13 protein-coding genes and 1 other annotated feature are annotated in these 13,569 nt (G+C 40.0%); of the genes, 9 read left to right on the forward strand and 4 right to left on the reverse strand.

Annotated features, from left to right (window positions below; all coding sequences use genetic code 11):
* The first annotated feature begins 199 nt into the window (after window positions 1-199).
* Both RCP16_RS00925 and RCP16_RS00930 read left to right on the forward strand, forming a co-directional pair.
* Window positions 200-2,005, forward strand: coding sequence for a M3 family oligoendopeptidase (locus RCP16_RS00925; RefSeq protein ID WP_308642427.1), 1,806 nt, complete (start codon window positions 200-202; stop codon window positions 2,003-2,005).
* 310 nt (window positions 2,006-2,315) lie between these two features.
* The gene (locus RCP16_RS00930; RefSeq protein ID WP_069328898.1) at window positions 2,316-2,723 is read left to right on the forward strand and encodes an O-methyltransferase; all 408 of its coding nucleotides are present in this window, start codon (window positions 2,316-2,318) and stop codon (window positions 2,721-2,723) included.
* 303 nt (window positions 2,724-3,026) lie between these two features.
* Here RCP16_RS00930 and RCP16_RS00935 read toward each other — a convergent pair whose 3' ends face one another.
* Window positions 3,027-4,007, reverse strand: a complete 981-nt coding sequence (locus RCP16_RS00935) for an aldose 1-epimerase (protein WP_137223807.1) — start codon at window positions 4,005-4,007, stop codon at window positions 3,027-3,029.
* Window positions 4,008-4,110: 103 nt separating this feature from the next.
* Window positions 4,111-4,382, forward strand: a binding site (T-box leader).
* A 44-nt stretch (window positions 4,383-4,426) separates the two neighbouring features.
* Here RCP16_RS00935 and trpS point away from each other — a divergent pair.
* On the forward strand, window positions 4,427-5,416 hold the full coding sequence (trpS, locus tag RCP16_RS00940) for a tryptophan--tRNA ligase (RefSeq protein WP_069328900.1): 990 nt from the start codon (window positions 4,427-4,429) through the stop codon (window positions 5,414-5,416).
* 35 nt (window positions 5,417-5,451) lie between these two features.
* On the opposite strand, the gene RCP16_RS00945 is transcribed toward trpS, so the two are convergent.
* Complete coding sequence (locus tag RCP16_RS00945) at window positions 5,452-5,637, reverse strand: hypothetical protein (RefSeq protein WP_069328901.1); 186 nt, start codon at window positions 5,635-5,637, stop codon at window positions 5,452-5,454.
* A 301-nt stretch (window positions 5,638-5,938) separates the two neighbouring features.
* Between RCP16_RS00945 and RCP16_RS00950 the strand changes: the two genes are divergently transcribed.
* The 3 genes from RCP16_RS00950 to RCP16_RS00960 are packed head-to-tail and all read left to right on the forward strand — an operon-like array spanning window position 5,939 to window position 8,952.
* Window positions 5,939-6,943, forward strand: coding sequence for a FecCD family ABC transporter permease (locus RCP16_RS00950; protein WP_308641443.1), 1,005 nt, complete (start codon window positions 5,939-5,941; stop codon window positions 6,941-6,943).
* Between the two features lie 2 nt (window positions 6,944-6,945).
* Window positions 6,946-7,971, forward strand: coding sequence for a FecCD family ABC transporter permease (locus tag RCP16_RS00955; protein WP_137223803.1), 1,026 nt, complete (start codon window positions 6,946-6,948; stop codon window positions 7,969-7,971).
* A 30-nt stretch (window positions 7,972-8,001) separates the two neighbouring features.
* Entirely contained in the window at window positions 8,002-8,952 is a 951-nt protein-coding gene (locus RCP16_RS00960; protein WP_371748220.1) for an ABC transporter substrate-binding protein, read from the forward strand.
* A gap of 133 nt (window positions 8,953-9,085) precedes the next feature.
* On the opposite strand, the gene RCP16_RS00965 is transcribed toward RCP16_RS00960, so the two are convergent.
* Window positions 9,086-10,081: a metal-dependent hydrolase gene (locus RCP16_RS00965; protein ID WP_069328905.1), complete on the reverse strand. Its 996-nt coding sequence runs from the start codon at window positions 10,079-10,081 to the stop codon at window positions 9,086-9,088.
* A 318-nt stretch (window positions 10,082-10,399) separates the two neighbouring features.
* Between RCP16_RS00965 and cyoE the strand changes: the two genes are divergently transcribed.
* Window positions 10,400-11,341 carry a heme o synthase gene (gene cyoE / locus RCP16_RS00970; RefSeq protein ID WP_308641444.1) on the forward strand — a complete coding sequence of 314 codons (942 nt, stop codon included), beginning with the start codon at window positions 10,400-10,402 and terminating at the stop codon, window positions 11,339-11,341.
* A 60-nt stretch (window positions 11,342-11,401) separates the two neighbouring features.
* Here the strand turns inward: cyoE and RCP16_RS00975 are convergent, their stop codons facing one another.
* The gene (locus RCP16_RS00975) at window positions 11,402-11,737 is read right to left on the reverse strand and encodes a toprim domain-containing protein (protein ID WP_273592398.1); all 336 of its coding nucleotides are present in this window, start codon (window positions 11,735-11,737) and stop codon (window positions 11,402-11,404) included.
* Between the two features lie 182 nt (window positions 11,738-11,919).
* Here RCP16_RS00975 and RCP16_RS00980 point away from each other — a divergent pair, with 182 nt between their 5' ends.
* Both RCP16_RS00980 and RCP16_RS00985 read left to right on the forward strand, forming a co-directional pair.
* The gene (locus RCP16_RS00980; RefSeq protein ID WP_069326199.1) at window positions 11,920-12,378 is read left to right on the forward strand and encodes an ATPase; all 459 of its coding nucleotides are present in this window, start codon (window positions 11,920-11,922) and stop codon (window positions 12,376-12,378) included.
* A gap of 30 nt (window positions 12,379-12,408) precedes the next feature.
* Window positions 12,409-13,563, forward strand: a complete 1,155-nt coding sequence (locus tag RCP16_RS00985) for a transglutaminase domain-containing protein (RefSeq protein WP_137223795.1) — start codon at window positions 12,409-12,411, stop codon at window positions 13,561-13,563.
* The last annotated feature ends 6 nt before the right edge of the window (window positions 13,564-13,569 follow it).

Genomic DNA, 13,569 nt, shown 5'->3' on the forward strand with positions numbered 1-13,569 from the left:
ATTTAGAGTATACTATACTTATACCCACTTGACGATGGGGCAGCTAATCATGAATGGGACAATGGAACGAAAATTCATGATTGTTGATGCATCCATTTGAAATTATAATCAATAATCGGCATACTTGTAGCTACAAGCAAAATAATTAATCATTCCAACATATGTCTATTTACAGGCAGATACAGAAAGGTGTGCTATGATGAACCATCCTATTCAACCTACATGGAATTTAGAAACGATTTTTGCTGGAGGTTCCAGTTCTGAAGAACTGCAATCTTTTTTACAAACGTTATCCCAAGATATTCAAACCCTATCGCAACAATTGAATACGATGGAAGCACCTCAACATGTTACTGAAACGGAACGATATGATGTATTACTGGATCAATTGCAAGATACACGTATTCGTTTGCGCGAAGCGTCTTCTTTTGTCGGTTGTCTGAGCGCGCAAGATCAAAGTGATAAAGAAGCGAATCGTTTAGGGTCATTGATTTCAACAATGTCTGCTAATTTACAGGGATTATTTGTACGTTTCCATAGCCTATTGGCGACTACAGCAGATGATATATTTGAGCAATGGATTAGTCGTCCTGAGATTGTTCCGATCGCATTCTATCTGACTGAAAATCGTTCACTGGCCCGTGAGAAAATGACTCCTGAACTGGAAGGATTAGCTCTAGACCTTGGTGTCGATGGTTATCACGGTTGGAGTAAAATGTATGATACGATTGTAAGCCATATCCAGATTCCTTTTGAACAAGATGGTGAAACGATCCTTTTATCCGCAGGACAAGCAGCTAATAAAATGAATGATACGAATCGTGAAGTACGTGAAGAGATGTTCCGCAAATGGGAAGAAGCGTGGGGCAATGCTGAAGATTATTGCGCAGATACGCTTAACCACCTTGCAGGATTCCGTCTCAAATTGTATGAAAGTCGTGGCTGGGATCAAGTCTTAAAAGAACCTCTTGCCATTAACCGCATGTCTGATCAGACGTTGAATGCAATGTGGGATGTTATCGTTAAAAATAAACCGGTATTCGTCGATTATTTGAACCGCAAAGCACAAATTCTAGGTGTTGATCAATTAAGCTGGAATGATGTAGATGCACCGATCAGTACGGTAGATAGTCATGTTGATTATGATGATGCTGCCAAGATTATCGTGGATCAATTCCGCAAATTTAATCCTGAGATGGCTGACTTTGCAGAACATGCTTTTGAACAGCGCTGGATCGAAGCTGAGGATCGTGCTGGTAAGCGTCCAGGTGGATTCTGTACGTCGTTACCTATGAGTAAAGAAACACGTATCTTTATGACTTACAGTGGCACAGCATCCAATGTATCCACGTTAGCGCATGAGCTAGGACATGGATATCATCAACATGTGATGAATGATTTGCCTGCTTTTAGTCAAGGATATGCGATGAATGTGGCAGAGACAGCATCTACATTTGCTGAAATGATCGTAGCTGATTCTTTAGTCAAACAAGCCCAAAATGACGAAGAAAAAGTTTCTTTGTTAGAAGATAAGATTCAACGTAGTATTGCATTCTTTATGAATATTCATTCTCGCTTCTTATTTGAAACTCGTTTTTATGAGCAACGTCGGACAGGAACAGTAGGAACAGACGAGCTTAACCGCCTTATGGAAGAAGCGCAACGTGAAGCCTATTGCGATACACTATCTTCATACCACCCGCATTTCTGGGCGTCTAAGCTACATTTTTATATTACAGGTGTTCCTTTCTATAACTATCCGTACACATTCGGTTATATGTTCAGTACAGGTATCTATGCGTTAGCACAACAAGAAGGTGCAAGCTTTGCTGCAAAATATGATGCGTTGTTGCAAGATACCGGACGGATGTCTGTAGAAGAATTGGCTCAAAAACATCTAGGTGTCGATTTGACTCAGCCTGATTTCTGGCAAAATGCTATGGATGTAAGTATTGCGGATGTCGAATTATTTATGAATATGACTGTAGAACAAGTGAAAAAATAATCGGTTAACAATATATACGTAATCGATCCTCATTGATCTATTAAAAACGATATTCATTTTGTATTCTTACTCTCAGAATGCAAGTGGATATCGTTTTTTTAAATTTTTAAATAAACCTAGTAAAATCCAATTATTCTATTAAATAGCGAATGAAAGCGTAGGTAAATATAGGAATAATAATCGAAATTTGTCGAATAGTAGTAAAAAGTACCTAATTGTTAAAAATAGTATTGATCAGACACTAAATAGGTTCTATAATGAGTCATAAGTCCTAATTTAATATGTTTTTTAGAGAGAGGAAGGGGAAAAAATGCCTAAGAATGATCTAGTTTCTCTTACGAGACAACTCGACATTGTGTTCAAGGAGCTTGAAAACGAGTTAACCCATTTGGATTCTGGAACAGTATTTATTCAGATTCGTAACAACACAGTGGGGAAATTTGGTATTAAACACAATCCAATCGCAGGAAGAAATGGGGAGTGGAACGGTCCAGAAGAAGGATTGAACATGATTCAGATCAAATCGTTTCGACAAATGGCAATTGAATCGCTAAAATTCAAAAACCATTGGACGCATGGGGAAATCAGTTACGAATTTGCTATTCGTAAAGGAATGATTGCGGTCGATACCACGATTGAATCGAACTATAATATGGCTAACCATATGATTCGCTATCCAAGAGCTACATACAGCGAAGTACAATCAGAGTTATCCTAAGTATAGACAAAGCAAGATTACAGCAATATATTCCCATTTTTATGTAGATCATCTGTTTACTGCACTCATACCTTATATTTTTATATCGAACTCTTAAGCACCACGACGTGAATCTGCACGTCACTATATTTACGATGAATCTTAAGTAAGAAGGAATAGCAATCTAATAGCAAAACGAAAAAAGATGACTCCGATAAGAGTCACCTAGGCGTGTAGATGTGTATCTCAGGATATGACATCTGCACGTTTTTTCGTTATTACAAAGTTGTGGCAAAGTGGTTAATGTCATCCAAATATTTGCCTTTATTTCAGTTGGGTATATTTTTCGATCACATCGATTTGTAGACTGAATTCAACAGGTTGTTCTGGAGCAACATCAATCAGACCTGTGAAATCTTGTGAATGCGTAGAATTAGCTGCATCTGGTAGCGTCGTATACGGTTCAATACATAGATACTGATCACTTTCACCTTTGGTATAGAGTACCCAATATTTGAAATAATCCGGATCAGCTGAATAACGAATACCATAACCATCATCACGTGTTAATTCTGCACTTACCGGACGCTTATCTCCGATCCGAAGCAGATTATCCCAGTTACGATTTGCCATATTCATACCCGTATTGAGTTCTTCCCATTCTTCTAAAGGAACCACTTCGCCAGTAGGAATCTGTTCTGCATCTTGAAGCAGTTGATCGCTCACTGGAATATTTAAGGTCCATCGTTGTGGTTCACCATCTAGTAAGAACCACGTATGTAACCCGAATCCAAAGGGAGCAGATGTATCTCCTAGATTGGTAATTTTCATACGTTGCATCAGTGAAGTACCTTGTAATTGTAAGGTCATTTCTAATTGAAGTGGAATCGGATATTGACGCATCCAGTTCGGATCATCTGCTGTTAATAATTCGGTCGTAATCGTGCAACCTTCATCATTTTCATCAATATCAGATACACGCCATGCTTGCGTACGATGTAATCCATGAATATGATTATCGTTGGCTGTATTTTGATCGAATTGATAGGTCGTTCCACTGTATTCGAAATGTCCACGACGAATTCGTCCAGGTGGCATCAACATAGGCATCCCAAAGTGATAAGGTTTTTGCAAATAAAAATCAAGATCGCTTTCTTCTGGACGACGCAAAATCTCACGATCTTCTTGTAAGTCGCGAATGCCGATCACATTGTTACCGAGTCTTGGCAGCAACGTAACTTCTAACTGCTGACTTTTCAAAATATATGTGTCATAACCGTTCCATGTTCCTTTGGTTACTTTCATGGCGCTGCTCCCTCTTTCTGCATCGAAATATACATCCATGATAACAGATTTTGAGTCCAATTGGGATTTGACAATGTTACATTTGCCAATTATGATGAGATTCAAGAATACGATGACAGAGAGTAGTAAGCAAAAAGAGCTTCTTCAGAAAGCTGATGGATGATGAGAATCAGCGTAGAACTTTTGCCGAATGGACTCTGGAGTGCTGTGCCCAACCAGACATCTGTGATATGTAGGATGCGTCTGTAGTAGGTAGGTCGGTGGTTCGCCGTTATCCGAACACATTCAAGATTGGAATAAGGAAAATAGAGTGTACGAAGATGCTCTATGTTATTTCGATGAATAAGGGTGGCACCACGGTCACACGTCCCTTGCAGGATGTGGGCTTTTTTTGTTTTCTAAAAAAGGAGGAACAATAGATGAAAACAGTATTATCGGGTATTCAACCCAGTGGTTCATTAACAATTGGTAACTATATTGGAGCGATGAAAAATTTTGTTGCCCTACAAGAAGATTACAACAGTTACTTTATGGTGGTTGATCTACATGCGATTACAGTAGCACAAGAACCAGCTGCACTACGTGAAGCTTCAGAATCTGTAGCCGCATTATACTTAGCCGCAGGACTTGATCCGGCAAAAGCTAATATTTTCTTACAATCTCATGTTCCTCAACATGCTGAATTGGGATGGATTATGACTACGCTTGTAGCGATGGGCGAATTAGAGCGAATGACTCAATTCAAAGATAAATCCGAAGGTAAAGATTCAGTGGGCGCAGGATTATTTGTATATCCAGCACTGATGGCGGCTGATATTTTGCTATATAATGCAGATTTAGTTCCTGTGGGTGACGATCAGAAGCAACATTTGGAATTAACACGTGATTTAGCAGGACGATTTAATCACCGATTTGGTGAATATTTTACAGTGCCAGAACCGTTTATTCCTAAAGTGGGTGCACGGATCATGTCACTGGATGATGGTACGAAAAAAATGAGTAAAAGTAATCCCAATGCAGGTAGCTTTATTGCTTTGCTTGATCCACCGGATGTGATTCGCAAAAAGCTCAGTCGGGCCACAACCGATTCGGGTCGTGAAGTGATGTATGATCCGCAGAATAAACCGGAGATCAGCAATCTAATGAGTATTTATTCTCAATTCTCGGGACTTAGTCTGGATGAAATAACAGCTAAATATGAAGGACAAATGTATGGCGGATTCAAAAAAGAATTAGCAGAGGTCGTGGTTGCAGGTCTAGAACCGTTGCAACAACGTTATCATGATATTCGTGAGTCGGGAGAAGTTCATCAAGTTCTCCGCCAGGGTGCAGAAAATGCACAAGCCGCAGCGGAGAAAACATTGATAGCTGTAAAAGAACGCATGGGCTTTTTACCAGCTCAGCGTTAATATACAGGCACATCTGAGGATGCTTTATAGATCAGCTAAATAGTAGGTGTTCCTGATTGACGTTGACGTTTGGCTTTGGTAACAAATCCCCAGCCGATATTACCGATAGCGACAACACCAAGCAATATCGCTAACCATGCTGAATAAGAGATAGCGATTGCACAAAACATTAACAAAACAATAGAAGAGACGGCAAACCACAGCGAAAGACCTTTACTCATGATGGATAGCCTCCTGAATGATATGGTCCGATCAAGCGGACATATGCTTAAATAATTACTACTTTCTATTGTGCCTGAGCATACTATAAGGGTCAAGTCTCATTCTGAAATGAAATACAATATATTACCAATAGTCAGATAAAGTCATACTTGTAAAAGCCTGTGTTTCGATAGAAATGTCGAACAACAGGCTTTTTTAATTTCTAATTGATTATTATTCTCAATTGTGTTGAAATAAGAAAGTGTTATGGAGGATAAACCAATGATTTATGCCGTATAGGAGGTTTGTGCAGATACGATTATGAATAACATGAAAAGCGTACGTGCCAGTTTCTCGTTTCTACTCGCACTGATTGTGTTGGTGCTATCGATATTTATCGCTGTATCTTATGGAGCTAAAGAATTAACGATGGGAACAGTCTGGGATGCTGTATTTCATTATGATACAACCGTTACTGCTCACCAAATTGTGTATGATATCCGATTGCCACGTGTATTGGGCGCTGTGTTTGCAGGGATAGCTTTTGCTGTTGCTGGTGCTTTGATGCAAGGGGTCACACGTAATCCGATGGCCGATACGGGGATACTGGGAGTAAATGCTGGTGCAGCGTTTGTAGTGGCATTATGTTTTGCTTTTTTACCTCAATTATCGTATTCGTATCTGATGTTATTTTCGTTTGTAGGAGCAGCAATAACTACCCTACTGATTGTAGTGTTGGCTTCATTTACACCAGGGGGACTGAACTCATTAAAGCTTACGGTTGCAGGTGCAGTGATAGCGGCGATGCTGCATTCATTAAGTACAGGAATTGCGCTTTATTTTGGATTGAGTCAAGATCTGGCTTTCTGGTATGCAGGGGGTGTGTCCGGTGTAACATGGGAACATCTTCATCTATTGATTCCGATTGTATTGGTTATGATGATCTGGAGTATCACAATGGGACGTTCGATTAGCTTTCTAGCACTTGGGGATGAGACCGCTACGAATCTAGGGATACGTACGACATCTGTAAAAGTCATGACGATGATCGCAGCTGTTATATTAGCGGGTTCTTCTGTAGCTGTTGCAGGGTCGATTAGTTTTGTAGGATTAGTGATTCCTCATATAGCACGGCGCTGGATAGGGGTAGATTACCGATTGGTGATTCCGTTATCTGCTTTGTTAGGAGCGATTTTGCTGGTATGGGCAGATTTTGCTTCACGAATGGTAAGTCCTCCGCAAGAATTTGCGATTGGTGCTATGGTGGCTTTGGTTGGTGTGCCGTTCTTTCTTTATTTAGCACGTAAAGAAGGAAGGGGGTTATAAGGATGGATATTCAGCAGTTAAATGTTCGCAAACAACGTCGTGCGATCTGGATCACAGGTTTGATGGTGGTCATAGCGATCGTAATCGTCTTAATTAGTCTCAATACAGGCTCTATTAGATTATCCCCGTTACGTGTGATGTGGACATGGCTAGGACAAGGATCAACCGTCGAAAATTTGATTATGTTTCAGTATCGTCTGCCACGTATTCTGATTACGATTCTAGCAGGTATTGGTCTTGGTGTTGCTGGAGCTGTTCTTCAAGGAGTCTCTCGTAATTCTCTGGCTGATCCCGGGATATTAGGTATTAATGCAGGAGCAGGATTTGGATTGATCATTTTTGTCTCTTTTTTTCGTACGATGGAAGGGCCAATAGCTTTATTGATTCCTCTGTTCACATTTGGAGGAGGTGTATTGATTGCGCTAGTGATCTTTATGTTATCGTATGACAGACAGCGAGGATTACTTCCAATTCGCTTAATTTTAGTAGGAATAGCTGTTGCCGCTGGCGTAAGTGCGATTACATTATTATTGTCTTTGAAATTAGATCCAGATACCTATGCTTTTGCAGCGACATGGTTAGCTGGAAGTGTATGGGGCAGAGAATGGGTGAATGTGTGGGCGTTACTTCCATGGATCGCATTATTTGTCCCATGGGTGTATCTACGATCCAGAACATTAGATATGTTCGTTCTGGGTGATGAGATTGCAGCCAGTCTAGGGAACTCTACCACCAGAAGCCGAATAGTCCTTCTATTATTGGCTGTTGGGTTGGCTAGTTCCAGTGTTGCTATGGTAGGTTCGATTGGATTTATCGGATTAATTGCTCCGCATATTGCAAGACAGTTAGTAGGTGCTCGTCATCAACACTTTGTTCCGGTAGCGGCAATGATCGGGATGATCATGTTGCTTAGTGCCGATACGATAGGGCGCTCGATTTTCCAACCAAACTTTGTACCCGCAGGTGTGGTGGTAGCATTGATTGGTGGACCTTATTTTATTTATATTTTATTCAAAAAAACAGTCTGAATGATATAACGGAGGCAATACAGTATGAAAATAAAAAATAGTTTAGTTATGATGAGCTTAGCATTTATGATCATTTTCTTAGTAGCATGTGGACAACCTGCGGCTTCAACAACGTCTACATTATCTACATCATCTTCCTCAGGTATGGTCAAAGAAGAAAATGGTGTGATTGTACATGATTCCAAAGCCAAAGTTGCTTCGATGTCGATTCATATTACCAATAACTTGCTCGCTTTGGGGATTCAACCTGTAGGTTCAGTAATCGGTGGAGATGTGAAAGACTTTTTACCGCATGTTGCTGATCAATTAAAAGGAACTCAAAAGTTAGGTGTGGTGACTGATCCAGATATGGAAGCACTGCTTGCGCTTCAACCGGATGTGATCTATATCGATAAAGAATATTCAAGTAAAGATCTTACCAAATTTGAGCAAATTGCACCCACTATTGTGATCGATATGGATCAAGGAACATGGCAAGATCAATTGAAAGAAATAGCTACTCATGTAGGGCTTGAGAAAAAAGCAGATATGTTTATTGCAGACTACGATACAAAAGCAGAACAAGTCAGCACATTGATTCATAGCCGATTAGGAGCAGATGCAAAAGTGATGGCGATTCGAATGACTCCTAAAGAATTGCGTGTGATGAGTACAGTACGTCCACTCGGACCGATTATGTTCGAAGATCTAAAGCTTCAGATGGCAGATGGAATCGATAAAATCTCCAAAGACGAGCCGTATCAAGTCATTTCCAAAGAAGTATTACCTGATTTCAATGCTGATGCGATCTTCGTTATTATTAGTAAAGGTAATGATGCTCAGACGAACTTTGATGAATTGGAAAAAAATCCATTGTGGCTTAATCTTAAAGCTGTGAAAAATAAACATGTCTATGTATTGGATGGACAGAAGTGGCTCGATTATTCTTCTCTCGGTCAGCAAATGGCGCTTGAAGATGCCACTCAACTATTTAGTAAATAATGAGCAGATATAGTTTATAAAAAAGTATAAAAGAAACCCCTGATCGGTATAGAGTACACAGTATGTTCGGCTGATGTCTCTATACACCTGATCAAGGGTTCTTTTTGTTAAAGTAATATAGGTTTGGATTTCATTAACTGATATGCAGACCTAGACGATCATTCATTTTGTCAGGGCTTAACCAGCCTACATAAGAATCGATGGCATTGTAATGATGATCCATCACAACCACACCGACAAACGGATATTGACGACGGTGACGATAACGAACATCTGCCCAACGTACAATATAACCCGTTGCTGTTTCTTCTACTTCAGAAACGGTATATGATGAAAAATAAAGCAATGCCTTAATATCACGATGTTTGCGAGAAGCTTCAATAGCCGGGTGATCCATTGACTCAATATAGTCTGCCCAGATCAAACGGTCGGGACTGTACCATCCCATTCGATAACTGCCATCTTTTTTGGCATGAACCACATGCCAGCGACGTAAAGAAATCGTCGGAATCAATATATAATGTCCATCCGGTTCAGGAGAACGTCCATTTTCGATATCTAATTCTTCTACTTTTTTCGTTAAAATAAAATGAGTAGCTGTACGCCATACATAATAGAGTGCAATCACTACATAAAGGGTAATAAACAATGGAGCAGGTGCAACTAAACCTGTGATCCACAATAACAGAGCAAGGATATGCGTACTGAAGATAAACGGATCAAAAATATTAATAATATTCCACGATATCCACTTATCACTAAACGGTCTGACCGCTTGTGTACCATACGTATTAAATAGATCGGTAAACACATGAACCATCACCGCAATAGCCGTCCAGAGCAGAATGTGCCCCATACCTGCGGGATGAATCAGCAAGGATGTACCTACACCAATCAATAATATCCATAACGCCATAAAAGGAAGGGAGTGTGACATTCCCCGATGATTACGAATATAAGTAGCATTGTCTTTAAATCTCAAAACCGTATCAAAATCGGGTGCTTGTGAACCTACAATCGTCGCCACCATAACCGCGATAGCTAATCTTGGATCAGAAGCGACAACGGGATCAACATAAGCAAGCCCGGCAAGCCCGAATCCCATAGCAAAATGGGTAGCAGTATCCATTACAAATTCTCTCCTTTAGCGCTTGGCAATTAAAGCGCGACATCTTCTAGTGCAGTCAAAAGTGATTTTTGCAAAGCAAAATATCTTACGATAAGCGCTTGGCAATTAAAGCGCGACATCTTCTAGTGCGGTAAAAAAGATCCATCTTTTATTGATATCGGCAACATTATCGAATGGATTATAGCTATTTTACATGATATACGTAATAATTGCCTGTTCAGATTATGATAAACCAATTGCAAAAAGATGAATCTTAGTTAGCTCATTTGATAACAAAATGCGCTTGCCATAGTGAGCGCTGGGGAGGAACTTATCAACGTGGACAATCGATTCAGTCAACCTACTCCTTCAGAGGCTACAACGGTCTCTACAGAACCTGCTCTTCCAGATCAACCAGTGACTTGGAAAGACTTTGTGACGTTAGCGAAGCCCGGGATTTTAAGATCTAATCTGATCGCTACATTTGGTGGGTTTTGGTTAGCGTCCGGCTGGAATGTCAATTATATTCATTTAATATGGACATTGCTGGGAACCATGTTGGTCATGGCATCTTCCTGTGTATTTAACAATTATTTTGATCGTGACCTCGATACCAAAATGACACGTACCCAAGATCGTGTACTAGCAACACGCCGCGTCTCGCCTCATATCGTGCTCTGGTATGCGATCATATTAGGCGTACTTGGAATTGCTGTACTGACATTATTTGCAGGATTACTGGCAGTAGCATTCGGTATACTTGGAATGTTTGTCTATGTGGTGATCTATACGTTGTGGTTAAAACGTTCATCGACATGGAGCACCTCACTTGGTGGTATATCAGGAGCAATGCCACCTGTTATTGGTTATGTAGCCGTTACACATCAAGTGGATCTAGGAGCATGGTTGTTATTTGCAATGTTATTCTTATGGCAACCTCCTCATTTCTGGGCACTCGGGATTCGTCGTGTAGAAGAATACCGTGCCGCAGGATTTCCACTTTTACCTGTTGTCAAAGGTATTAAACGCACAAAGTATCAAATGCTTCCTTATATTGCACTGTTGATTCCTATTCCTATCTTGATGTATGTCTACAATTATACAGGTATTATTTTTATGATCGTCTCGCTTGTTTTATCGGTACTATGGTTCGGGATGGCAGTCGCAGGATTTAGAAAACAAGATAATGATAAATGGGCGAAAACGGCTTTTATTTTTTCCATTAATTATTTGACGATTAGCTTTATTATGATGATTATAGATACCGTTCATCACTCCTAAGCATGTATTAAAATCATAAAAAAGAACACCACAAGAGGAATATCTCTATGCGGTGTTCTTTTAATATAGGATGGGATAAATAATGTATTCTTCTAAGCCTGCTTTCTCTAATTGAGCCACTAGATATTCATCCGGTGTGCCTTCAACCCCTGCATAACCTCGCCGGGTATACATATGAACAGCATCCGGGAAAGTATCACGTAACACACCACGAATTTTTTTGCCTGCGGGGTCATTGTCCATAAATAAGTAAACTTCATCATGCCCGATTTGTTTGCGAAGTTTTTCTAATTTTAAGGCGTTAAGTGTTCCAAATGTGCATTCGATCTTTACATCTTCTTTTAACAATCGGCGTAATCGACTACGATCATTTTTACCTTCAACAATAATATACATCGCCTCATTCTCCTTCCATTTATTATAATATATTCGAAGTGGATGTTATAAAAGTCATGATATCGGGCGCTTGCTGACATATCGTCTATACATCTTGTATAATGAACAAAGGTTATCAGGTAAGGTATGTATTATTACACAAATGGATTCATCATGAAAAATGAAAGTTGGAGGTTATATGTATGGATTGGCAAGTATGGGGCGAGTTTTTTAAACAAAATTGGCTAATCATTTTGGTTGCCTTAATTATACTCTTTCTCGTTATCAATCTGGTCAAAACGGTGATCAAATGGTTGATTGTTATTATTATTGCTGTAGCTTTATTTATATACAGCGGGATTTCAATGGATCAAATTAAAGATACGGTATCTGGAGTAACGGAACAGACGATTTCAGCATTACAACAAGAAGCAACAGAAGTGATGAAAAAAGAAGCCGCTGATGCGAAGTTTGAAAAAAATCAAGATGGTAGCTATACGATTCGTACCACTAATCTTCAAGTGCTAGGAACGCCTGGCAAAAATACAGTGGGTGTTACTTTCCGTGGTGTGTCTTTAGGGGAATGGGATGTGAAGGGAACGATGAAATCTTTTATTGATGAAGCTAAATCGAACGCTGGCACATCAGGTAACCCTTCTTAAACCGTGTGATCAAAATGTAGGGGGACCTGTATGACATTCAATGAGCTGTCCACGTTTTTCGATAGCAGTCCAGTATCGGTTTTGATTTATGTGATTGTTTTATTTTCGATTATTCAGGGAATACGTCATGGAGCTGTACGTTCAGCAGGAAGATTATTTTCGTGGGCGGGTCGTACGTTATTAACAGTACTTGCACTTGTACTAGCCGCTCCGTTTGCTTTGTGGGCATCGCCTCATGTTCAAGCATGGGCGCAAAGTGTATCTTCGGTTACACCAGAAGGTGAATTGAAATGGTGGACTGAAATGTATTATTCAGCCATTTATTTAATTTCTGAATTTTCATTATTGCGTTTTATTGTGCTATTTGTACTGAGTTATGTAGTAGCTAGTATTGCTTTTTCATTGCTAACCGTATTGCTTTTACCTGAAAAATGGCGCAGAGGAACAATCGTGGTGAATGAGAAGCGTTCTTCATGGATCAATCGTCTAGCAGGTGGAGGAATTGGGCTTCTGAATGGAGCGATTCGATCCGTAATAGTGATTTTAATTTTATTTATAGTAGTCAGCCTGTATCCAAGTACAACGGTCACTGCTTATGTAGAAGGTTCCTCTCTGTATCAAAAAAGTGTGTCTACTGTGATTAAGCCGTTAACCGGTTCGTTTGTAGCGGATACTTTACCTGTATTCACCAGTGCAGTGGAAAAAGAGCTGACCGGTATTTTTCAACGTAAATATGATGTAGTCGATCGCAGTATCCCGTCTGATATCGAAGATGCGGCGGCAGCGATTGTAGCCAAAGGAACCAGTACAGAAAGTAAAGCTCGTCTGCTCTACGAATGGGTAGGATCTCGAGTAACTTATGACTATAGTAAAGTCGAAAATTATGAACAGCGTGGAATCTGGCATGAGCAGAATCCTGAAGAAACCTTTGCGACTCGTAAAGGGGTATGTATTGATTATGCCCGCTTATATGCTGTGATGGCTCGTTCTCAAGGTATAGATGTAAGAGTCGTCACAGGGCTTGGTTATAACGGACAAGGTGGTTATGGTCCGCATGCTTGGAATCAAGTGTATTTGCCAGATTCAGAGCAATGGGTTCCACTTGATCCAACATGGGCTTCAGCGGGTGATTGGTTTAATCCTCCCAAATTTGCAGAAACACATATCGAGCAAAGCGTGTTGTAAAAGAGC

The organism is Paenibacillus nuruki (genome assembly GCF_963311185.1).
Classification (GTDB): domain Bacteria; phylum Bacillota; class Bacilli; order Paenibacillales; family Paenibacillaceae; genus Saccharibacillus; species Saccharibacillus nuruki.